At 74.8% G+C, this 21,428-nt stretch carries 23 protein-coding genes; 9 read left to right on the forward strand and 14 right to left on the reverse strand.

From position 1 onward, the window contains the following. Positions 1-41: 41 nt before the first annotated feature. A complete protein-coding gene (locus tag ABD352_RS56095; protein ID WP_344620894.1) occupies positions 42-656 on the forward strand; it encodes a pyridoxamine 5'-phosphate oxidase family protein in 615 nt (204 codons plus the stop codon). A 24-nt stretch (positions 657-680) separates the two neighbouring features. Here ABD352_RS56095 and ABD352_RS56100 read toward each other — a convergent pair whose 3' ends face one another. The 5 genes from ABD352_RS56100 to ABD352_RS56120 all read right to left on the reverse strand — a co-directional run bounded on the left by ABD352_RS56100 (position 681) and on the right by ABD352_RS56120 (position 5,341). Then, a complete protein-coding gene (locus ABD352_RS56100) occupies positions 681-1,445 on the reverse strand; it encodes a putative protein N(5)-glutamine methyltransferase (protein ID WP_344620895.1) in 765 nt (254 codons plus the stop codon). Further along, on the reverse strand, positions 1,442-2,083 hold the full coding sequence (locus tag ABD352_RS56105; RefSeq protein WP_344620896.1) for a LuxR C-terminal-related transcriptional regulator: 642 nt from the start codon (positions 2,081-2,083) through the stop codon (positions 1,442-1,444). The genes ABD352_RS56100 and ABD352_RS56105 overlap by 4 nt, the downstream gene beginning before the upstream one ends. Beyond that, positions 2,035-3,324, reverse strand: a complete 1,290-nt coding sequence (locus ABD352_RS56110; protein ID WP_344620897.1) for a sensor histidine kinase — start codon at positions 3,322-3,324, stop codon at positions 2,035-2,037. The genes ABD352_RS56105 and ABD352_RS56110 overlap by 49 nt, the downstream gene beginning before the upstream one ends. A 116-nt stretch (positions 3,325-3,440) precedes the next feature. Next, a complete protein-coding gene (locus tag ABD352_RS56115; RefSeq protein ID WP_344620898.1) occupies positions 3,441-4,118 on the reverse strand; it encodes a response regulator in 678 nt (225 codons plus the stop codon). Then, complete coding sequence (locus tag ABD352_RS56120; protein WP_344620899.1) at positions 4,115-5,341, reverse strand: sensor histidine kinase; 1,227 nt, start codon at positions 5,339-5,341, stop codon at positions 4,115-4,117. The genes ABD352_RS56115 and ABD352_RS56120 overlap by 4 nt, the downstream gene beginning before the upstream one ends. A 134-nt stretch (positions 5,342-5,475) precedes the next feature. Here ABD352_RS56120 and ABD352_RS56125 point away from each other — a divergent pair, with 134 nt between their 5' ends. From ABD352_RS56125 to ABD352_RS56135, 3 genes are read left to right on the forward strand one after another with little or no spacing between them, the layout of a single operon-like run. Further along, the gene (locus tag ABD352_RS56125) at positions 5,476-6,399 is read left to right on the forward strand and encodes an ABC transporter ATP-binding protein (RefSeq protein WP_344620900.1); all 924 of its coding nucleotides are present in this window, start codon (positions 5,476-5,478) and stop codon (positions 6,397-6,399) included. Next, the gene (locus ABD352_RS56130; protein WP_344620901.1) at positions 6,396-7,817 is read left to right on the forward strand and encodes a hypothetical protein; all 1,422 of its coding nucleotides are present in this window, start codon (positions 6,396-6,398) and stop codon (positions 7,815-7,817) included. Before ABD352_RS56125 ends, ABD352_RS56130 begins: the two co-directional genes overlap by 4 nt. After that, positions 7,814-8,575 (forward strand): ABC transporter permease, encoded by a 762-nt coding sequence (locus ABD352_RS56135; protein WP_344620902.1) that lies wholly within the window; start codon positions 7,814-7,816, stop codon positions 8,573-8,575. The genes ABD352_RS56130 and ABD352_RS56135 overlap by 4 nt, the downstream gene beginning before the upstream one ends. A gap of 37 nt (positions 8,576-8,612) precedes the next feature. Here the strand turns inward: ABD352_RS56135 and ABD352_RS56140 are convergent, their stop codons facing one another. Further along, the gene (locus tag ABD352_RS56140; RefSeq protein ID WP_344620903.1) at positions 8,613-9,107 is read right to left on the reverse strand and encodes a YciE/YciF ferroxidase family protein; all 495 of its coding nucleotides are present in this window, start codon (positions 9,105-9,107) and stop codon (positions 8,613-8,615) included. 136 nt (positions 9,108-9,243) lie between these two features. On the opposite strand from ABD352_RS56140, the gene ABD352_RS56145 reads away from it, so the two are divergent. Further along, the gene (locus ABD352_RS56145) at positions 9,244-10,662 is read left to right on the forward strand and encodes a bifunctional 3-(3-hydroxy-phenyl)propionate/3-hydroxycinnamic acid hydroxylase (RefSeq protein WP_344620904.1); all 1,419 of its coding nucleotides are present in this window, start codon (positions 9,244-9,246) and stop codon (positions 10,660-10,662) included. Between the two features lie 5 nt (positions 10,663-10,667). On the opposite strand, the gene ABD352_RS56150 is transcribed toward ABD352_RS56145, so the two are convergent. Next, positions 10,668-10,976 (reverse strand): hypothetical protein, encoded by a 309-nt coding sequence (locus tag ABD352_RS56150; protein ID WP_344620905.1) that lies wholly within the window; start codon positions 10,974-10,976, stop codon positions 10,668-10,670. Between the two features lie 82 nt (positions 10,977-11,058). On the opposite strand from ABD352_RS56150, the gene ABD352_RS56155 reads away from it, so the two are divergent. Together ABD352_RS56155 and ABD352_RS56160 are read left to right on the forward strand one after the other, a co-directional pair. Further along, a complete protein-coding gene (locus ABD352_RS56155) occupies positions 11,059-11,625 on the forward strand; it encodes a TetR/AcrR family transcriptional regulator (protein ID WP_344620906.1) in 567 nt (188 codons plus the stop codon). A 47-nt stretch (positions 11,626-11,672) separates the two neighbouring features. After that, a complete protein-coding gene (locus tag ABD352_RS56160) occupies positions 11,673-12,212 on the forward strand; it encodes an RNA 2'-phosphotransferase (RefSeq protein ID WP_344620907.1) in 540 nt (179 codons plus the stop codon). Here the strand turns inward: ABD352_RS56160 and ABD352_RS56165 are convergent. Next, positions 12,209-12,634 (reverse strand): hypothetical protein, encoded by a 426-nt coding sequence (locus tag ABD352_RS56165; RefSeq protein WP_344620908.1) that lies wholly within the window; start codon positions 12,632-12,634, stop codon positions 12,209-12,211. The genes ABD352_RS56160 and ABD352_RS56165 overlap by 4 nt on opposite strands. A 110-nt stretch (positions 12,635-12,744) precedes the next feature. On the opposite strand from ABD352_RS56165, the gene ABD352_RS56170 reads away from it, so the two are divergent. Further along, on the forward strand, positions 12,745-14,454 hold the full coding sequence (locus ABD352_RS56170; protein WP_344620909.1) for a DEAD/DEAH box helicase: 1,710 nt from the start codon (positions 12,745-12,747) through the stop codon (positions 14,452-14,454). Positions 14,455-14,465: 11 nt separating this feature from the next. Here the strand turns inward: ABD352_RS56170 and ABD352_RS56175 are convergent, their stop codons facing one another. From ABD352_RS56175 to ABD352_RS56200, 6 genes are all read right to left on the reverse strand, one after another. After that, positions 14,466-14,891, reverse strand: a complete 426-nt coding sequence (locus ABD352_RS56175) for a hypothetical protein (protein WP_344620910.1) — start codon at positions 14,889-14,891, stop codon at positions 14,466-14,468. A gap of 10 nt (positions 14,892-14,901) precedes the next feature. After that, positions 14,902-16,113, reverse strand: coding sequence for an adenylosuccinate synthetase (locus ABD352_RS56180; RefSeq protein WP_344620911.1), 1,212 nt, complete (start codon positions 16,111-16,113; stop codon positions 14,902-14,904). An 8-nt stretch (positions 16,114-16,121) separates the two neighbouring features. Next, positions 16,122-17,087 (reverse strand): hypothetical protein, encoded by a 966-nt coding sequence (locus ABD352_RS56185; protein WP_344620912.1) that lies wholly within the window; start codon positions 17,085-17,087, stop codon positions 16,122-16,124. 20 nt (positions 17,088-17,107) lie between these two features. Further along, positions 17,108-18,052 (reverse strand): BUD32 family EKC/KEOPS complex subunit, encoded by a 945-nt coding sequence (locus tag ABD352_RS56190; RefSeq protein ID WP_344620913.1) that lies wholly within the window; start codon positions 18,050-18,052, stop codon positions 17,108-17,110. Further along, positions 18,049-18,801 (reverse strand): NUDIX hydrolase, encoded by a 753-nt coding sequence (locus ABD352_RS56195; RefSeq protein WP_344620914.1) that lies wholly within the window; start codon positions 18,799-18,801, stop codon positions 18,049-18,051. Before ABD352_RS56195 ends, ABD352_RS56190 begins: the two co-directional genes overlap by 4 nt. Before the next feature lie 175 nt (positions 18,802-18,976). Continuing rightward, a complete protein-coding gene (locus tag ABD352_RS56200) occupies positions 18,977-20,809 on the reverse strand; it encodes an AfsR/SARP family transcriptional regulator (RefSeq protein WP_344620915.1) in 1,833 nt (610 codons plus the stop codon). Between the two features lie 265 nt (positions 20,810-21,074). Here ABD352_RS56200 and ABD352_RS56205 point away from each other — a divergent pair, with 265 nt between their 5' ends. Continuing rightward, positions 21,075-21,200, forward strand: coding sequence for a hypothetical protein (locus tag ABD352_RS56205; protein WP_344620916.1), 126 nt, complete (start codon positions 21,075-21,077; stop codon positions 21,198-21,200). Positions 21,201-21,428 lie beyond the last annotated feature (228 nt).

The raw sequence follows: 21,428 nt of genomic DNA on the forward strand, positions 1-21,428 counted from the left end.
CCGCTCTGTTACAGGTTGTTACCACCCGTATGCTGGGGCTCATGCAGATCACCACGGTGGGAGAACTGGAGGAACTGCTCGGGTCGCCGATGCCCCGGGCCGTGACCAAGGAACGCGACACCCTCTGCCACACCGACCGCGAATGGCTGGCCCTGTCGCCGTTCGTCCTGGTCGCCACCTCCGACGCGGCCGGCAACTGCGACGTCTCCCCGAAGGGCGACCCGCCGGGCTTCACGCACGTCGTCGACGAGCGCACGATCGCCATCCCGGAGCGCCCGGGCAACCGCCGCGCCGACGGCTTCCACAACATCCTCAGCAACCCGCACGTCGGCCTGATCTTCCTGGTCCCCGGCCGCCGCGAGACGCTGCGCATCAACGGCCGCGCCCGGCTGCTGACCGACGCGCCGTGGTTCGACGCGCTGGTCGTGGAGGGCCACCGCCCGGCCCTCGCCCTGGTCGTCGACATCGACACCATCTTCTTCCACTGCCAGAAGGCATTCATGCGCTCGAAGCTGTGGAAGCCCGAAACCTGGACGCCCGAAGCCCTGCCGACCCACGCCAACCTGGTCAAGAGCGTGCAGGAGACCCCGGAGACGGTGGAGGAGCTCGAGGTGTACTACGCGGACGCCAACTACGGCCGCCGCCTCTACACCTGACCGACAACGTCGGGCAGCTGTTCCCTAGCGAGTGGCGCGGCCGAGGACGACGGTGGTTTCGGTCTCCTCGTCGGTGATGGTCGACGGGGTCAGGCCGGCCGCTCGCAGGGCCGCGTGCGCCGCCTCCAGCTGGGCCGGGGCGGCCTCCGACAGCAGGACGCCGCCGGGGGAGAGCCACCGCGGGACCTCGGCGACGAGCCGGCGGAAGATGTCCAGGCCGTCCGCGCCGCCGTCCAGGGCGGCGCGGGCCTCGTGGACGCGGAACTCCTCCGGCAGATAGGCGATCTCGGCCGTGGGTATGTACGGCACGTTGGCCAGCAGCACGTCCACCCGCCCCCGCAGGTCGGAGGGCAGCGGCTCGAACAGGTCGCCGCAGAACACCTCCGACGTCACCGGCGCCAGGTTGGTGCGGGCGCAGGCGACCGCGGCCGGGTCGAGGTCGGCGGCGACCAGGCGCACGCCGGGGACGCCGCGCACGGTGACGAGGCCCAGGGCGCCCGTGCCGCAGCAGAGATCCAGCACCGTCGCCTCGGGGCGCAGGAGTGCGCGGGCCGTCGTGGTGAGCAGCTCGGTCCGGTGCCGGGGTACGAAGACGCCTTCGGTCACTGCCAGCCGTACACCTGCGAAATCCGCGAAACCGAGGACGTGCTCCAGCGGGACGCCGGACACGCGGCGCGCGACCATGGACTCCAGCGTTGCCGGGTCGGGGGCGGCGGCGGACAGCAGCCGGGCCTCGTCCTCGGCGAAGACGCAGCCGGCGGCGCGCAGGCGGGTGACGAGGTCGGTCATGCGTTCAGGTGCGCCAGGACGGCCAGGACGCGGCGGTTGTCGTCCTCCGACGGGGGCAGGCCGAGCTTGATGAAGATGTTGTTGATGTGCTTGCCGATGGCCTTCTCCGTGACGTAGAGCTGGGCGGCGATGGCGTTGTTGGAGCGGCCCTCCGCCATCAGGGCCAGCACCTCGCGCTCGCGCGGGGTCAGGGCGCGGGTGGGGGCGCCGGCGTTGCGGGCCAGCAGCTGGGAGACGACCTCCGGGTCCATCGCGGTGCCGCCGGCGGCGACCCGGCGCACGGCATCGACGAACTCGCCGACCGTCGCCACGCGGTCCTTGAGCAGATACCCTACGCCGCCCCGGCGGTCGGACAGGAGCTCCCTGGCGTACAGCTGCTCCACGTGCTGCGACAGCACCAGCACGGGCAGCCCGGGCGCCTCGGCGCGGGCGGCGATGGCGGCCCGCAGCCCTTCATCAGTGAAAGTCGGGGGGAGTCGTACGTCCACCACCGCCACGTCCGGCCGCAGTTCCAGCAGGGCCTTGCGCAGGTCGGCGCCGTTGTCGACGGCGGCGAGGACCTCGAAGCCGTAGGCGGTCAGCAGCCGGATCAGGCCGTCGCGGAGGAGGGCGAGATCTTCGGCGATGACAACGCGCACGGCACCTCCATGGTCAGCACGGTTGGGCCCCCGGGCGGGCTGTCGATGCGCAGGGCGCCGTCGAACGCGGCCAGGCGGCGCTCGACGCCGGACAGGCCCGAGCCGCTGCGGGGCGCGGCGCCTCCCACGCCGTCGTCGCCGACGGTCAGGTAGAGGGCGCCGCCGAGGTACGACAACGATACCCACGCCGCCGTCGCGCCGCTGTGCTTGGCGGCGTTGGCGAGGGCCTCGACGGCGGCGAAGTACGCGGCCGACTCCACCGGCGCCGGCGGCCGGCCCGGCAGGTCGCCGTCGACCGTCACCGGCAGGGGCAGCGTCAGGGCCAGGGCCCGCAGGCCGCCGAGCAGGCCGCGCTCGGCCAGCACCGGCGGGTGGATGCCCCGCACCAGCTGCCGCAGCTCCGCGAGGGCCAGGCCGCTGGCCTCCCGCGCCTCGGCGATGAGCGCCTGGGCCGCCACCGGGTCGTGGATCACCAGGTCCTCGGCCATGCCCAGGCTCATGCCGAGCGCCACGATGCGGGCCTGCGCGCCGTCGTGCAGGTCCCGCTCGATCCGGCGCAGCTCCGCGGCCTGCGCGTCGACCACCTGCGTGCGCGTCCGGGTGAGCCCCTCGACCCGCCGTTCGAGGGTGGCGCTGCGCGTCGGCCCGAGGAGACTCTGGTCGTACCTCGCCAGCCCCCAGACCAGCCAAGGCGCCGCGTACAGCACGCCGAACGCGATCAGCGCTCCTTGCGGCGGGACGAGCAGGTAGTCGGCGAGGTCGTCGACGGGCCACGTGACGCCGTAGCCGTACGTTCCCGACTCCGCCTCCGCGATGACCGGTGCCAGGATGATGCCCTGCGCGCCGTACACGAGGGAAGCCACGGTGGCGACGCCCATGGCGAGGCCGACCGGCGCCCCGCCCAGGAGCCACAGCAGGTCCCGCCACGTCGCCGGATCGCGGACCAGCCACATCCACCGCCGCGGCGAGCCGATCCACGCCCCGTCGGGCCTCGGCCGGTACGGCACGGCGATCTCCACCCCGGCCCAGTCCCGCGCCAGGCGGCGGCGCAGGTTCGCGTACCGCCGGACGAGCATCTGCACCAGCGGCGCGAACACGAGCCCCACGCCGGCCAGGGTGAGCACGAACGACACCACGGTGAGGACGAACAGCACGAGGTGTACCGGGAACAGCAGCACGCCGGCGCCGGTCATCCGGGCGGCCGCGATCAGGCCCCGCCGCACGAACGGCCACACCTTCATGCCGCCAATTCTGTCCGCCGGGGCCGCCCCGCACAGTGGGTCTAACCCCCCGGTTGCGCCCCCTACGGGACCGCCGGCTCGACGCTGACGCCGTACGTCGCCACGAGGGGACGGGGTCAGGCTGAGGCGGCGCCGGGGATCACCAGGCCGTGCTCGTAGGCGGCCACCACGGCCTGGGTCCGGTCTCGCAGGCCCAGTTTGGCCAGCACCCGGCTCACGTGCGTCTTCACCGTCTCCTCGCCGACGAACAGGCGCCCGGCGATCTCCGGGTTGGACAGGCCGGCCGCGATGAGCCGCAGCACCTCGGTCTCCCGCGGGGTCAGCGTCGCGAACGCCGGGCCGGGCGTGCGCGTCGCCGGGCGCAGCCGGGCGAACTCGGCGATGAGCCGCCGGGTCACCGTCGGGGCCAGCAGCGCCTCGCCGGCCGCCACGATCCGCACCGCGTCGAAGAGCCGCTCCGCGGTCACGTCCTTGAGCAGGAACCCGCTGGCCCCGGCGGTGAGCGCGTCGTAGACGTGCTCGTCGAGGTCGAACGTCGTGAGCATGAGCACCCGCGGCGCCTCCGGGGCGGTGGGCTCGGCGAGGATCCGGCGCGTCGCCTCGATTCCGTCGAGACCCGGCATCCGTACGTCCATCAGCACCACGTCCGGCCCCCGCTCCCGGCAGACGCGCACCGCCTCCGCCCCGTCGGCCGCGGTCCCCACGACGGCGAAGTCGTCCTGCGAGTCCAGCAGCGCCGCGAAGGCGTTGCGCACCAGCTCGTGGTCGTCGGCCACGACGATCCGCACGCTCATGCCGCCCTGACCACGGGGTGTTCGGCGTGGATCGGCAGGCGGGCCGTCACGACGAATCCGCCGAGCGCTCCGGGCCCGGACGAGATGGTGCCCCCGAGCATCGCGGCCCGCTCCCGCATCCCCGTCAGCCCGTGCCCGCCGGGGGTTGCCGGCGGGGCCGCCCCCGGGCCGTTGTCGCGCACGCGGATCCGCAGCTCGGCCGGCCCGTAGTCGAGCTCGACGTCGACCGCGGCCCCGGGCGCGTGCCGCCGGGCATTGGTGAACGCCTCCTGCACGATCCGGAAGGCGGTCACCTCCACCCCCGGATCGAGCGGCGCGACGGCCCCGCGCACGATGAGCCGCGTGCTGGCCCGGCCCAGCCCCCGGGCCTCGTCGATGAGCTCGTTGAGCTGCTGCAGGCCGGGCTGCGGCCGCCGGGACGGCTCGGCTCCGGCGTCCTCGCGCAGCACGCCCAGCAGCCGCCGCATCTCGGTGAGCGCCGCGCGGGCCGTGTCCCCGATCGCCAGCAGCCGCTGGCTCCCCTCGGCGGGCAGGCCGGGCGTCGTGACCCGGGCCGCCTCCGCCTGCACCGCGATCATCGACACGTGGTGCGCCACCACGTCGTGCAGCTCCCGGGCGATCCGCGCGCGCTCCCCGCGGGCCGCGTGACCGAGCAGCGTGTCGGCGAGGAGCCGATCGTCGAGGGTGCGCCGCATGGTCTCGGCCCGCGACCGCCGCATTCCCCCGAACGCCACCGCGCCGCCGGTGAGCAGCAACAACGTCACCGCGAACGTCCGGCCGGGACCGTCCTGCGTGGCCTGTGCGGCGCCGTCGGGCGGGGCCATGGCCGGGCGCTGGGTGCCCGAGCCGGCCGGCGTCGCCTGGGCGGCCGGGAAGAGGGCGTAGAGGGCGAACGGCGCGACGAGCAGCACCGTCCACGGGCGCGCCCGGCGCAGGCCGACGACCAGGTAGGCGCCGGCCAGGGCGGCCACCCCCGCGGCGGTCGGCAGCGCACCGGAGAGCAGCGTCACCAGCACCCCGGCGGCGATGAGGGCCGCGGCGACGGCGGGCATGACGCGGTACAACATCAATGGCAGCGTCATCGCGAACCCCAGCAGCAGCTCGACGGCGCTGCTCGGGCGCAACCCGGCCAGGGCCAGGGCGAGCGCGGCCACGAACGGCCAGGAGCGCGCGGCCACCACGGAGCGTGCCGTCCTCGTCGCCCAGCCGATCGCGCCCTGCACGAGGTCATTGTGGCCGCTCCGGCGCGGCCGCGTCGTCCCCCGGCGGACGCAGGGCCGGCTAGCTCGCGTGGGGGATGCCGGGACCGCACCGGCGCGGGACGACTTCGCGGGCCCGGCTGCCTAACGTCGTCGGCATGCAGCCATCCATCGAGGTTACGGCCGTGAGCAAACGGTACCGCGCGGTCGTCGCGGTCGACCGGCTCAGCTTCGCCGTGCGGCCGGGCGAGGTGACCGGGTTCGTGGGGCCCAACGGGGCCGGCAAGTCGACGACCATGCGGGTGATCGTGGGCCTGGACACCCCGGACGAGGGGCAGGCCCTGGTCAACGGGGTGCCGTACCGGTCGTTGCGGCGGCCGCTGACCCAGGTCGGGGTGCTGCTGGACGCCTCCGCCGTGCACCCGGGGCGCAGCGCCCGCGACCACCTGCTGTGGCTCGCGCACAGCAACCGGCTCGGCCGCAGGCGGGTCGACGAGGTCCTCGAGCTGGCCGGGCTGGCCGCGGCGGCGCGGCGGCGGGCCGGCGGGTTCTCCCTCGGCATGCGCCAGCGCCTCGGCATCGCCGCCGCGCTGCTCGGCGACCCGGCCGTGCTGGTGCTCGACGAGCCGGTCAACGGCCTCGACCCGGAGGGCATCGTGTGGATCCGGGGGCTGCTGCGCTCGCTGGCCGCCGAGGGCCGGGTGGTGCTGGTCTCCAGCCACCTCATGAGCGAGCTCGAGGACACCGCCGACCACCTGCTCGTCGTCGGCCGGGGCCGGCTGCTCGCCGACGTCGGCGTGGCCGAGCTCATCGAGCGGGCCTCCCGCGACCAGGTGCACGTCCGCACCGAGGACCGCACGGCGGCGATGACGGTGCTGGCCAACGCCGGGGCGACGGTCGCGGCGCTGGGCGCCGACCTGCTCGCCGTCGACGGGCTGCCGGCCGCCCGGGTGTCGTCCGCCCTCACCGGGGCCGGCGTGCCGTTCTCGGAGCTGCAACGACACCGGGCGAGCCTCGAGGAGGCGTACATGGACCTGACCCGCGACGAGACGGAGTTCGCCGCGAAGGGGGCCGGGGCATGACCGCCGCGCTGATGGCCGAGTGGACCAAGCTGCGAAGCGTCCGCCGGTGGGTGCTCACCCTGCTCGGCGCGGCCGCGCTGATCGTCGGCATCGGGGTGCTCGCCGCCTCCAGCGGGGGCACGAACGTCAACGAGCACCCCGACTTCGTCACCGGCCCCGACGGCCGGCCGGTCAGCGACGAGTTCGAGTTCGTGCACCGCCCCCTGTCCGGCGACGGCGCCATCACGGTGCGGGTGGCGAGCCTGCGCGACGACGGCGTCGACGCGGCGGCCGGCGTCGTGCTCAAGGACGGGCTGAAGCCCGGCTCGCGGTACGTGTCGCTGTTCGCCACTCCGCGCACCGGCGTCCATCTGGGCCACGACTTCGCCACCGACGTGCCCGGCAAGGTCGCGCATCCGGCGCCGGTGTGGCTGCGGCTCGCCCGCTCCGGCGACATGGTCACCGGCGACGAGTCCGCCGACGGCACCCAATGGACGCGGGTCGCCCAGGTGCGGGCCGCCGGCCTGCCCCGCGACGTGCTGGTCGGGCTGTTCGTCGCCTCCCCGCCCCGCGTGGAGATCGAGCGGCGGGCCGGCGGCACCTCGGTCGGCCTGAGCCCCACCACCGGCCGGGCCACCTTCGACGCCGTGACCGTCACCGGGGCGACGGGGCAGTGGTCCGCCGACACCGTCGCCATGGGGGGCTCGATGGTCGAGCGCGGCGAGCTCGGCTTCCAGGAGCAGGGCGGCACCTTCACGGTCACCGGCGCCGGCGCGGTCGGCCCGCACCTGCAGCCGGACGACCCGGTGAGCATCGCGCTGTTCGGCATCCTCGCCGGGTTCATGGCCCTGGTCGCGGTGGCGGCGCTGTTCGTGACCGCCGAGTACCGCCGCGGCATGATCCGCACGACGTTCGCCGCCGAGCCGCGCCGCGGTGTCGTGCTCGCGGCCAAGGCGATCGTCGTCGGCGTGGTGAGCTTCCTCGTCGCCCTCGTCGGGGGTGCGGTCGCGCTGCTGGCCGCCCAGCCACGCCTCGTCAAGCACGGGTTCGCGCCGCCGGGTTTTCCGCGGTACCACATCTGGGACGCCCCCGTGCTGCGGGCGCTGCTGCTGACCGCCGTCTTCCTCGCCCTGCTGGCCGTGTTCTCGGCCGCGCTCGGGGCCGTGGTGCGGCACAGCGCCGCGGCGATCACCGCGGTCGTCTCCCTCGTCGTGCTGCCCGTCATCGTGGGGTCGGTCGTCCCGCTCGGCGCGGCCAAGTGGGTCCTGCACCTCACCCCGGCCGGTGGGCTGGCGACCTGGCGGGCGCTGCCGCCGACGCCGGTGCTGGCCGACCCGACGGCCGCCATCACGCCCGCCTCCGGCCTGGCCGCGACCGCCGCCTATGCCGCCGCGGCCCTGCTGCTGGCCTGGTGGCTGCTGCGCCGGAGGGACGCATGAGCATCCTGCTCGCCGAATGGACCAAGCTGCGCACGGTCGCCAGCACGTACTGGCTGCTGGTGGCCGTCGTGGCCGGCACCGCCGCGCTCGGGGTGCTCGCGACCGTCGGGCTGGACCGGCGCCACTGCGGCGAGCCGTGCCTGGTCGACACCACCCAGCTCAGCCTGTTCGGGGTGCGCCTCGGCCAGGTCGCGGTGGCGGTGCTGGCGGTGCTCGCGGTCGCCGGGGAGTACGGCACGGGCATGATCCGCACCACGGTCGTCGCGCTGCCGCGGCGCGCCCCGGCCCTGCTCGGCAAGCTGGCCGTCCTGACGGCCACCGTGCTCGTCGCCGGCTCGGCCGCGGTCGGTGCGGCGCTGCTCGCCGGGTCCGTGGTCGTGCGGTGGCGCGGCTTCCCGGCCCCGTCCCTGGCCGACGAGCCGGCCCGGCGCGCGGCCGCCGGCTCGGTGCTGTACCTCGCGCTCATCGCGCTGCTCGCGGCCGGCGTCGCCGTCATCGTGCGCGACACCGGCGCGGCCGTCGGCGCCGTGCTCGCCGTGCTGTTCACCGCGCCGCTGCTGGCCGTCATCGTCGCCAGCCCGGTCTGGCAGCACCGCCTGCACCGGTGGGCCCCGATGGACGCCGGCCTGGCCGTGCAGGTCACCCACGCCGCCGCCCCGCCCGACATCGGCCCCTGGGCGGGCCTGGCCGTGCTGGCCGGCTACTGCGTGGCGGTGCTGGCCGTGGCCGTACCGGTATTCGTGCGCCGGGACGTGTGAGTCCGGGCCGCCGGGGAAACCCGGCGGCCCTCGTGCGTCAGACGCTCATGACCACGCGCTGCCCGAGCTCGTGGCTGATCCGCTCGAACGTGCCCGCGTTCTCCTGCTTCTGCACCAGGTTGGTCCGCAGGATCTGCGCGCACTGCATCTCGCCCATGAGCAGCGCCTTGTCGATGAGGTTCTGGTACCCCGCGATCCCGTAGTGCGCCATCCGCGTCTCGGCGTCGACGGTGTAGATCTCCATCGCCTCCATGGAGGGGCGCTGGTCGGCGAACGCCTGGAACTCGGCCCGCATCCCGTCGATCGCCATGCAGGGTGCCTCGACCGGCTCCGTCTCCATCATCGCGAAGCACGTCTCGAGGTTCTGGATCTTCTGCTGGCCTTGCTGCTGCTGGGCGCGCAGGATCTGCGCCAGCGGGCTCTGCTCCGTCTGGGAGAGGATCTCGGCCACCATCTGGTTGCTCTTGCGCTCGGCGTCGTACATGCCGGACAGCTCGTAGAGGAACAGGTCGGCCGGGTTGTCCATAGCCATTGCCGTTCTCCTGCCTGGGTTGAGGTCCACGTTGAGGTGCATGGGGTGGTGCCGTCGAGGTCTCTACCCGTGGGCCGCGGACATGTGCCCCGTCCGAGGGTGGTTCCCGGCCACCGCGGTGCCCTAGATTCGGGCCGTGGATCCCGTCGTGGTGGCCGGGGCCGGGCCGGTGGGCGCGGCCGCCGCGATCCTGCTGGCCCAGCGCGGCGTGCCGTGCCTGGTGCTGGACCGCTACGCGGAGCCGTACCCGCTGCCCCGGGCCGTGCACCTCGACGACGAGGTGGTACGGATCCTGCAGGAGCTGGGGATCGCCGAGGCGTTCCTGCGGGTCAGCCGCCCCGGGCTGGGCCTGCGGCTGCTCGACGGCCGCCACCGGGTGATGGCCGAGTTCCGCCGCGACGAGTCCGCCGGCCCGCACGGCTACCCGCAGGCCAACATGTTCGACCAGCCCGACCTGGAGCGCCTCTTGCGCGCCCGCATGGCCGAGCTGCCCGCCATCGAGTTCGTCGGCGCCGCCGAGGTCTTCGCCGTGGACCGCCCGCAGACGGCGCCGGTCGTCCGGTACCGAAACCTCGCCGACGGCCGCGAGCACGCGGCCCCGGCGGCGGCGGTGCTGGGGTGCGACGGCGCGAACAGCACGGTGCGGGAGCTCATCGGCGCCCGCCGCGTCGACCTGCGCTTCGCCGAGCGCTGGCTGGTCGTCGACGGCGTGTGCGACGAGGACCTCGACGCGTGGGGCGGCGTGCACCAGGTCTGCGACCCGCGCCGGGCGGCGACGTTCATGCAGCTGGGCCCGCGCCGGTACCGCTGGGAGTTCCGCCTCTTCGACCACGAGCCCCCCGTCGACGCGGACGCCCTGCTGGCCCGCTGGCTGGGCGGCGTGGGCGTGCGGATCGTGCGGCGGGCCGAGTACACCTTCCGCGCCGAGCTCGCCGGCCGCTGGCGCGCCGGCCGGGTGTTCCTGCTCGGCGACGCGGCCCACCAGACGCCGCCCTTCATCGGGCAGGGCCTCGGCGCCGGGCTGCGCGACGCCTACAACCTGGCCTGGAAGCTCGCCGCCGACCTGGCCACCCCCGGCGGCGCCGAGGCCCTCCTCGACTCCTACGAGCGCGAGCGCGCCCCCCACGTCCGCGCCCAGATCCGCCTGGCGAAGGTGGCCGGCTGGGCCATGACCGGCGGCCAGGACCGCGCCGCCGCCGTGCGCCGGGTGGTGCTCGGCGCGGTGTGGCGCCTGCCCGGCCTGAAGGGCCTGGCGCTGCGCTCGACCAGCCCGCCCCTGCGCGGCGTGGGCCGCGGACGCCGGGCCGGCACGCTCTGCCCCCAGCCGAGGGTGGTGCTGGACGGCCGCGAGATGTGGCTGGACGAGGCCCTCGGTCCGGGCTGGGCGATCCTGCACACCGGGGTCCCGCCGGCGACCCTCCGGGACCAGCTGGTGGCCGGGGCCCGCGAGCTGCACGTGACCCCGGCCCTGGACCCGTCCGGCACCCTGCGCCGCTGGCTGCGTGGACGAACGGCGGTGCTGCGCCCCGACCGGGTGGTCCACGCCGTCGCCTGAGCCGCTCAGGCGTTGCGGGTGCGCTTGCCCCACGGATCGGGGTCGCGCCAGGTCCGCGCGTGGATCAGGCCCACGATCAGCAGGCCCAGGGCGGCGGCGAGCCGGCCGGGCCACGGGTGGGCCGGGACGTCGGCGAAGTGCCAGGCGGCGCCGGCGATGAGGAAGCAGCCGAGGCCGGTGGCGACGCTGACGGCCGGGTGGTCGGGGAACGGCGACGGGTTGCGGCCCTCGCCCAGGCTGCCCTGCAGGAAGTACGGCAGGCCGTTGCCCGCGAAGAACCCGGCGACGAGGGCCAGGAGGACGGTGAGTGGCATGGCACCTCCGGGACGTACAATCGGACTGCTTGCTCCGGTTCGAGCATACGGAGCGGGCGCTCCGAATGTCAAAGGGGTGGGCGTGGACGAACACGAGAAGCCGCTGCGGGCCGACGCGCGGCGCAACCGGACGCGGGTCCTCGAGGCGGCCGAGGCCGTGTTCGCCGACCAGGGGGTCGGGGTGTCGACGCAGGAGGTGGCCCGGGCGGCCGGGGTCGGGATCGGGACCGTGTTCCGGCACTTCCCGACCAAGGAGGCGCTGCTGGAGGCGGTGCTCGTCGAGCGGATGCGGGGCCTGGTCGAGGACGCCCGGGCGGCGGCCGGCCGGCCCGACGTGGGGGTGGCCGTGTTCGGCTTCCTCGAGCACGTCATCGGGCAGAGCGCCGCGAAGAACGCGTTCGCGGACGCGCTCGCCGGGGCCGGGGTGGACGTCGCGGGGGTGTTCGCGGAAGTACGGGAGGAGTTCCTCACCGCCATCGAGGTCCTCGTCCGGCGGGCCCGCGACGAGGGCACCCTGCGGGGCGACGTGGGGGTGAGCGAGGTGGTCGCGGTGCTGGTCGGGGCCTCGCACGCGGTCCGCTGGGCACCCCCGGAGGCCCGGGCCAACACGGTCGCGGTCATCCTCGACGGGCTGCGCCCGCGGGGGTGAAAAACCGATGGGCCGCGGGGGAGCGGCGGCGCACAATCGGAAGCGATATGGAGCACAGTCAACTAGTCAAGATCAGTAAGCGGATGTCGAAGGCGCTGCGGCACCAGCCGGAGCGGCTCGGCATCACGCTCGACGAGGCCGGGTGGGTCCCCGTCGCGGAGTTCCTCGCGGCCATGGGCATCGACCGGGGGACCCTCGACGCCGTGGTGCACGGCAACGACAAGCAGCGCTTCGCGATCGCCACCGGCGACGACGGGGTGGAGCGCATCCGGGCCAACCAGGGCCACTCCGTCCCCGTCGAGCTGGGGCTGGCCGAGGCCGAGCCGCCGGAGCTGCTCTTCCACGGCACCGGGGCGGCGGCGCTGGCCTCGATCCAGGCTACCGGGCTCAACAAGGGCGGGCGGCACCACGTGCACCTCTCGCCCGACACCGACACGGCGCGGCGGGTCGGGGCGCGCCGCGGCGGCGCGATCGTCATCCTCACCGTGCTGGCCGGGCAGATGTGCCGCGACGGCCACACCTTCTACCGCTCCGACAACGGCGTCTGGCTGACCGACGAGGTCCCCCCGCCGTACCTCCGGACCTAGCGACCCAGGAGCCGCTGCAGCAGGGTGGCCAGCGGGATGGACTCGCCGTCGCGGGCGCCCTCGCCGATGATCAGGCGCGGCGGCCGCGGCGACACGTCGGCGCCGGTCAGCCAGGCCGTGGCGGACGCCGGGACCAGCAGGGAGTAGTACTCGCCGGCCGCGGAGATCGCGATGGTGCGGCCCTGGTCGAGGTACCAGCCCTTGAGCGACGTCCGGTAGGTGCGCCCGCTGTAGGAGCGGGCGCGCAGGGGCTTCGGGGCGAGGCCGGCCTCGCGGGCGGCGGCGACGAACTCGGCGATCATGGCCCGCGCCTGGTCGGCCTCGGCGGCCCGGCGGCGGTCCAGCTCGGCGCCGTGGTGGGCGACCGCCCGGGCCCGCTGGGCGCGCCAATCGTCGGCGTCGGGGTTCGGATCGTCCGGCATCGGGAAACCCTAACCGGTCGCAGATCACAGAAGTCCACCGCGCCACCGGGGGCGGTTCGGGCGTTTGGGATGCTAGTAGGGTTGCAACGCCGAGTGAGGAGCGGACCCCCGTGATCGACGAAGAGGACAATATCGGCTTCGCCGAGCTCGGGCTGCGCGATGAGCTGCTCAAGGCGCTCAACGGCCTCGGCTACGAGGAGCCCACGCCGATCCAGCGCGAGGCGATCCCGCCCATGCTCGCCGGCCGGGACCTGCTCGGCCAGGCCGCCACCGGCACCGGCAAGACCGCCGCCTTCTCGCTGCCGCTGCTGCAGCGGCTGCCCGCGCCCGGGGGTGACAACCCGTCCGCGCTCGTGCTCGTGCCGACGCGGGAGCTCGCGGTGCAGGTCTCCGAGGCCATCCACCGGTACGGCAAGGACCTGGGCGTCCGGGTCCTGCCCATCTACGGCGGCCAGCCCATCGGCCGGCAGCTGCGCTCCCTCGAGCTCGGCGTCGACGTGGTCGTGGCCACCCCGGGCCGGGCCCTGGACCACATCGGCCGCGGCACGCTGCGCCTGCACGACCTGCACTTCGTCGTGCTCGACGAGGCCGACGAGATGCTCGACATGGGCTTCGCCGAGGACATCGAGGCGATCCTGCAGGAGACCCCCGAGGACCGCCAGACCGTGCTGTTCTCGGCGACGATGCCCCCGCGCATCGACGGCCTCGCCCGCAGCCACCTCAACGACCCGGTGCGCATCCAGATCGGCCGCGAGCCCACCGCCGCAGGCGAGGCTCCCCTGGTCCGGCAGGTGGCCTATGTCGTACCGCGGGCACACAAGCCGGCGGCGCTGGGCCGCGTGCTCGACGTCGAGGCCCCCGGCGCGGCGATCGTCTTCTGCCGCACCCGCGACGAGGTCGACCAGCTCACCGAGACGCTGAACGGGCGGGGCTACCGCGCCGAGGCCCTGCACGGCGGCATGGGGCAGGAGCAGCGCGACCGGGTGATGGCCCGGCTGCGCAACGGCACCGCCGACCTCCTCGTCGCCACCGACGTCGCCGCCCGCGGCCTCGACGTCGAGCACCTCACCCACGTGGTGAACTACGACGTGCCCTCGGCGCCGGAGTCCTACGTGCACCGCATCGGCCGCGTCGGCCGCGCCGGCCGCGAGGGCGTCGCCATCACCCTCGCCGAGCCACGCGAGCACCGGATGCTCAAGACCATCGAGCGGATCACCAAGCAGCGCATCTCCGTCGAGAAGGTCCCCTCCGTCGCCGACCTGCGGGCCCGGCGGCTCGAGCTGACCCGGGCGGCGCTGCAGGAGAGCCTCATCTCCGAGAACGGCCTGGAGCGCTTCCGCGTCGTCGTCGAGTCCCTGGCCGAGGAGTTCGACCCGATGGAGATCGCGCTCGCCGCGGTCAAGCTGGCGCACGAGTCCTCCGGGGTGGGGGATTCGGACGCGGAGGAGATTCCCGAGGTACCGGTGCGGCAGCCCCGCGACACCGAGGAGCGCCCCGGCCGGCGGGTCAGCGTGCGCGACACCGACCGGCGCCCGCGCGGGCGCGAGACGGGCGGGCGGCGCGCCCCGACCGGCGGCATGACGCGGCTCTTCGTCGGTGCGGGCCGGGCGGCCGGCATCCGCCCGCAGGACCTGGTCGGGGCGATCACCGGCGAGTCGAGCCTGACCGGCCGCGACATCGGCGCCATCGAGATCGCCGACCGGTTCTCGCTGGTCGAGGTGCCCGACGGCGCCGTCGACGAGGTGATCGACACCCTGCGCCGGACGACCCTGAAGGGCCGGCGGCCCATCGTGCGCAGGGAGCGCCCCCGCCCCGCGTGACGCGGTGCGGCTCAGCGCTCGAGGGGCAGGCGCCCCCCGTCCGGGAGCGTGACGGCGAGCGCCGCCGAGGCCGGCGGCGCCGCGAAGGCCACCGTCTCGTCCACCGACGCCCCCGGCCGCAGCTCCACGATCCGGGCCCCCGGCGAGTCCAGCCCCGGCAGGCCGGCGCCGTCCGCGGTCACCGTGATCGCCGCCGGGTCGAGGTGCTCGACGGCCCGGCCCGTGTTGGTGAAGCGCAGGCTGACCTCCAGCCGTCGGCCGCCCAGCAGATCCAGGCTGGTCACGACCACCGGGGCGGCCTGGGCGGGCGCGGGCGCCGACGGGCCGGCCTCGGCGAACGACGGGGCCAGGATGCCCAGCGCGCCGCCTGCCGCCACGCCGGCCGCCGCGGCCACCGTGATCGCCCTGATCGCCTCGCGGGCCAGCCCCATCACCATGGGCAGAGGGTCACACGGCGGGCTGAGGTTCCGGTTTGGTGCGACTGAGGGGCGATTTCAGGACTTTGTCCGCCGCCGTGGGGCCCCACGACTCCAGGACGACCGGGGCGCCGAGGGACGACTCCACGGCGTCGACCCAGTCGGTGACCTGCGCGTACACGGGCTCGACGGCGGACAGGGCGCGGGTCATGGCCTCCTGCCGGGGCAGGTCGCCGGGCGGTCCGACACGCAGCGGGTCCGCCGCGTAGGAGCGGCACATCGCGCGGACGCCCAGGTCCAGGTGGGTGAGGGCCAGGCCGTCCACGCCGCCGCAGGCCGCCAGGGCGTAGCGGTGCAGCGGCGCGTCGAAGTGCCCCACCCGGAACGGGCCCTGCCAGGCGTTGGCGGGGTTGTTCGGGTCGGTGATGCCCAGCGACGCGTCCTCGGTCGGCAACGGGCCGGCCCCGTGCCGGGTGGTCACGGTGCGCAGCACGCCGAGCCGGTAGGCCGGCGCGCCGCCGAGCAGCTCCTCGGCGTTGGCGAAGGTGGTGGTGCTCCACGTCGTGTACGGGTGGAAGCCGTGCCACTCGTCCAGCAGTACCCCCTGCGCCCCCTCGAACACGCAAGGGCCCTCCGGGGTGAAGCCGTCCACCAGCCGGGCCGTGGCCGCGAACCCCTCGTAGGCGGGCAGGCACTCCTCCACCGGCGGCCCGGCGACGCCCAGGCGGTGGCGCAGCAGGGCGAGCTTGCGCCGCAGCACGGCCGGCGACGCACAGTCGCCGGCGCGCGGGGCGTCGTCGGGGTACTGCAGCGCGTACGCCATCGTCTCGCCGACGCCCATCCCGCATGACCCGTGCCGGCCCACGCCCCGGGCGAGCTCCTTGGCCCGGTTGGCCTCGCGGTGGTAGGGCGTGGAGATGAGCGCGGCACGATCCACGCTCAGCCGCCGCCAGACGTCGTGGACCCCCAGCGCGATCAGGTGATCCGCCTCCGCGACCAGGGACAGCGGGTCCACGACCATGAACCGGGACAGGTGGGTGCGCACGCCGGGGCGCAGCGAGCCCGCGCCGAACTGGGCGAACGTGTGCTTGCGCCCGTCGGGCAGGACCACGGTGTGCGCGGCCTGGGCTCCGCCGTTGAACCGGACCACGGTGTGGACCTCCCGCGTCGCGCACAGGAAGTCCACCACCGTGCCCTTGCCGCAGTCGCCGAAGCCGAGGTCGACCACGATGACGTGCCGCACCGCGGGTCCTACAGCCGCTCGACGCTGACCGGGCCGGCCAGGTCGGTCGGGGTGGCGCCGGTCGCGGCCGGGGCGCGGTCGCCGCCGATGCGCGCGAGGGCCTTGCCCACCGTGTCGGCCGCGGCCGAGCCGATCTCGTCCAGGTCGGCGAGGCCCTCGTCGAGGTCGATGCGGTCCTCGCCGAGGCCGACGGTCAGCGCGATCGTCTCGCAGACCGCGTCGAGGTCGTCCAGGGCGATCACGTTCTGGCCGAGCAGGTCCCGCCAGAAGTCGAGGATGGTCGTGTTGCCCGCGTACGACGAGCCGGCGGGCAGGATGTAGTACGTGTCCCAGGTGCGCCGGACCTCGTAGACGATGGCCCGCAGGCCGATCGCCTCGCCGAGCCGGTCGCCGATGACCTTCTGCACCTCGGCCGGCTTGACCCGCGGGTAGGCGTGCTCGTCGCCGATGATGAACAGGTACCCGCGCCGGCCCCGCTTCTCGTAGCAGTCGAGGCTGGTGTGCCGGGCCATGAAGTACATGGCCAGCTCGTACGACTCGGTCATCTGGCCGCCCCCGCCGCCCTCGAGCAGGAACCGGCCGAGGTCCTCGTCGAGGCGGTTGTCCGACTCGAACTGCCCGATCTGCAGCGGCGCGCGGTCGCAGGTGGCGTCGCCGATCGCGCCGAAGAGGATCTGCGGGTCCTGGGCGTAGCCCTTGCGCAGCAGCAGGCCGAGCAGCTTGGGGAGCTTCTGCTGCAGCACGCGGGGGACTGAGCCCATCGAGCCGGTCACGTCGAACAGCACCGCGATGGCGACCGACTCCGGGTGCTCGTCGGAGTCGCGGCTCTCGCGGAGCCCGACGCCCTTCGGGTCGAGGGCCTTGTGCACGGTACTGGCGCCGGAATCGCTGTAGGCGAAGGCGCTCGTGCCGGTGGTGCGCCGGTAGCGGTCGGCGGCGTCATAGACGTCGGTCGACCAGGATCCACTGCCCATGATGTACCTCCAAAGCAGGATCAAATGGTGAAGGGACGGAACTTGCGGGGGCCGTACAGCCGGTGCAGCAGCTCGTCGAGCTCGGCCAGCAGCCCCCAGGCGTCGTCCGGCCTTTGACGGGGCGAGGCGAGCCGGCAGCCGTCGGCGAAGCGGCGCAGCGCCTTCGGTGCGCGCTCGCCCATCAGCCCGGACATCAGGCCGGCCGCCATGGCGAGGTCGGTGTACGGGCCCGGGGTGCCGCGGTCGAGGACCTCGGCGGGGTACTGGTCGCGGTGGCGGGGCACGATCGCGGCGATCCGCTCGCCGGGGGCGCTCGCGCTGTAGCACCAGTCGACGAGCACCACGCCGTGGTCGTCGGGCTCGATGAGGACGTGCTCCGGCAGTACCGCGCCGTGGATCACCCCCGCCCGGTGCGCCAGCCCGAGCGCGACCAGCAGCCGCCGCCACATCCACGCGGCGTCGCGCGGGTCGAGCCCGTGCGGCCGCCGCTGCTGGACCTCGGCCAGGCTGTGCAGGTTGGTGGCCGAGACCCCGATGACGTTGCCGCGGTACACCTTGTCCGTCTTGTGGCGGAACGCGTCCACGAGCCGCGGCACGTACGGTAGGTACCGCGGGTCGCCGTGCTCGGCCATGCGGCGCAGGGCGGCCGCCTCGCGGGCCATGAGGTCGTTGCAGGACGGGTCGCGGACCAGCTTCAGGTGGCCCTCCGGCACCTTGTACAGGTTGGCCAGGTCGCCGCGGTGGTCGAGCACGGCGGTGGAGTACACCCCGCGCGCGCTGCGGATCGTCCCGCGGCTGTGCCACAGCTCGGCCAGGCGCGCGAAGGCCTTGGTGCCCCGCGGCCCGGCGGCGTCCGGGTGGACCAGCCGGGCCAGCCGCAGGTACCGCTGGTGCGCGTCGGCCCCGCCGAACAGCTCCTCCGCGCTGGCCCCCTCGACCAGCGCGATGGCCTCGTCGGTGTTCATCGCACCGTCTCCTCCCGGCTGGGCATCAGCAGGGCGGGGTGCAGCAGCTGGGCGTCCCCGGCCCGGTAGAGCTTGGCCCGGGGCCCGCCGCGGGCGCCCCCGCGCTCGGTGGTGGCCCCGGTGCTCTCCACGAAGCCGGGCACCGAGAGCACCTTGCGGTGGAAGTTCCCGGCGTGCAGCGGCTCGCCCCACACCGTCTCGTACACGGCCCGCAGCTCGGCGATCGTGAACTCCTCGCCGACGAACCTGGTCGCCAGCGGCGAGTACTCCAGCTTCGAGCGGGCCCGTTCGAGCCCGTCGGCGAGGATCGTGGCGTGGTCGAAGGCCAGCGGGGTGGGCAGGTCGTCCATCGGCATCCAGGCCGCCGCCCGCGCGTCGGTACCGGCCACGGGGTCGGGCAGGTGCGGCGCGAAGGCCAGGTAGGCCACCGAGACGATCCGCATGCGCGGGTCGCGGTCGGGCATGCCGTACGTGGCCAGCTGCTCCAGGTGCAGCCGCCGGTGCGCGGTGGCGACGCCGGTCTCCTCGGCCAGCTCCCGGGCCGCGGCCGTGGGCAGGTCCTCCCACTCGCCGACGAACCCGCCGGGCAGCGCCCACGCGTCCTGCTGGGGCGGCCCGGCGCGCCGCACGAGCAGCACGTGCAGCCGCCCGTCGCGGATGGTGAACGCGACGACGTCGACGGTGACCGCCACCGGCGGGAAGGCGCGCGGGTCGTAGCTGGCGAGGAAGTCGTCATCATCGTTCGTCATGACCGGGTGTCCTTCTCACTTCGAGTATTTCTCGAACTGAGAACAACATACGGCGGACGGGTGCTCCCGCGCAACGCCTCGCTCGCCTGCGGACTGGTATGCCAGAAATGTCCGGCACGCCGTGCCGGACATTTCTGATTTATACCCTGACCGGGTATGTATTGGCTTTCTCGGGTCAGGCGAGCCGGGCGCGCAGGTGATGCCCGCGGGCGGCGGACACCTGGGCGGCGACCGCGGCCCGGACCAGCCCGCTGCGGTGCCGCACGTGCCCGCCGGGCCCCTCCACCAGCAGGTGCGCGTGCACCAGCTGGTCGACGGCCCCGAGCACGTCGTCGATCTCCAGCCCGCCCGCCGCGGCCAGCTGCTCGACCCGCAGCGACCCGAGCGCCGCGGTCAGCCGCAGGATCTCCCAGGCGGCCGGCGGCATCCAGCGCGTACGCTGCCGGGCCAGGTGCATCGCCACCTCCCCGGCCAGGTCCGCCGGCAGGTCCCGCCCGGCCGCGACCAGCGCGGGAATGCCGCCGCTGGCCTCGAGCACGTCCGGCTCGAGATCGGCGTCCCCGAGCGGCGCCAGCCGCAGCACCAGGCCGGCGTCGAGCGCGCCGAGGGGGCGCTCGACGATCGCGGACGGGTAGCGGTACGACACCACCACCCGCACTCCGCGCTCCCGCAGCCAGCGCAGCTCGGCCACGGAGTCGGCGTCGAGGTGCTCCGCGTCGTCGACGGCGACGATGGGGCTCTGGATTCCGCGGTACCGCAGCAGCTCCACGATCCCGTCCAGCTCGGCCGGCCGCAGGTGCCTGCGCTCGCCCATCGCCGCGTCGAGCACCTCGTCCGCCGGCGCGCCGAGCTGGTGCAGGACGGTTCGCAGCCACCCGAGCCGCAGCGCCCCGCCGGGCCCTGGCCCGCGCCCGAGCCCGACGCGTCCGGGGTGCAGCTCGCGAAGCCGCTCGAGCAGCGCCGACTTTCCCGCCCCGGCTGGACCGACCACGTGTACGGCACCCGGCCCGCCGGCCAACGCCGCCAGCTCGGCCCCGCGCCCGGCGAACCCGTTGCCCGCTTTTGGGGGCTCGTTGTCCGCCCCTGGGCGGGCGCCGCTTTCGTTGTCCGCCTCTGGGAGCTCGTTGTCCGCCTCTGGGAGCTCGTTGTCCGCCTTCGGGGGCTCGTTGCCCGCCTTTGGGAGCTCGCGCACGACGGCCAGCCGCGCGCGTGTGTCGGCCTTGCGCCGGTCCCCGCGCCGCCGCTCGTACGCCGGCGGCCCGCTCTTCAGCCCCGACAGCAGCGACTCCCGAAGCCCGGAGGTCTCCCCGGCCGGCGCGATCCCGAGCCCGTCGGCGAGCGCGCTGCGACACTGGTCGTACCACCGGATCACCTCTTCGGACCGCCCGAGCGCCGCCCCGGCGCGCATGGCCACCTGGTACCCCCGCTCGGCGAAGGGCTCCAGCTCCACCGCCTCCCGGCTCAGCCGCTGCGCCCGCCCCGGGTCTTCCCGCAAGGAGTGCTCCGCGAGGTCCAGCAGCGCCCCGACCAGCACACCGCGCACCTCGGCCCGCGCGGGTGCGGCCCAGTCGGCATACTCGTCCTCGGCGAACGGCAGGTCCCGCGCCAGCCGCACGATCTCCTCGCGCACGTCGACCCGCCCGGGCTCGGCCTCGGCCACCCGCGCCGCCGCCCGCAGGTCGGCCAGGTCGAGCCGCGCCCGATCGGTGGCGAACACGTACCCGCCGGCCCGCGTCACGATGAACGACCGCGCCGTGGGCACGCCCGGCTGCAGCACCCGGCGCAGCACCGACACGTAGTGCTCGAGCGCCGCCGCGTGGTTGCCGGGAAGGTCCTCCCCCCAGACCGCGTCGGCCAGCGCATCCTTGGACTGCACCCGGTCGTGCCGGGCCGCGAGCACCCCGAGCACCTGCCGCGCCCGCCGAGGCAGATCGTCCCCGGTCAGCCGCCGCTCACCCGCCGGCGCGTCCTCAATGATCTCGATACCGCCGAGCACCCGAACGTCCACGCCCGCCGCGATCGGCAGCTCCCTCGCCCACCTGAGCCGTCCCGCGGTGCACTTCGGGTCGCCCCGGGGAGCACTTCTCTGCCCCGCCGATGCCGATGCCTGCGGTGCCTATCGGCCGGGTGTCCGTCCCGATGTCGGCGACTCCTGCTGCATGCTCTCCTCCCGTCGCCGTCCGGGGTGTCTCGGCCCTTCCCTCGGCGCCGACGTCAGTTCCGCTTCAGGCGGGCCAAAGCGCGTCGTCAGCCCGGCGTGCCAGGCTCCCCCAATGAAGACCCTGCCGTCCCAAGCTGCCCCGGCCGTCCGCCTCACCTGGCGCATCGTCCTCGCCGCCGCGTTCGTGACCGCCCTCGCCGCCGGGCTGATCTCCACCGTGCTCTCCGCCATCGGCTGAACCACGAGCCACCCAAGCCCTGCCCCGCACGGAGCTTCCTGATTCTGTGCGCGCCGCGCGTCAACACCGGCCGCCGTGCCCGCGCCGGTCCGTGCCCGCGCCGGTCCGTGCCCGCGCCGGTCCGTGCCCGCGCCGGTCCGCGCCGCATCACGCCTGCGCTAAGCGCCCGTGCCCGCGTCGCGTCCGCGCCCGCCCGTGCCCGCGTCGTGCCCGCGCCCGCCCGTGAAG

The sequence above is a fragment of the Dactylosporangium salmoneum genome, assembly GCF_039532525.1.
Taxonomy (GTDB): Bacteria; Actinomycetota; Actinomycetes; order Mycobacteriales; family Micromonosporaceae; genus Dactylosporangium; species Dactylosporangium salmoneum.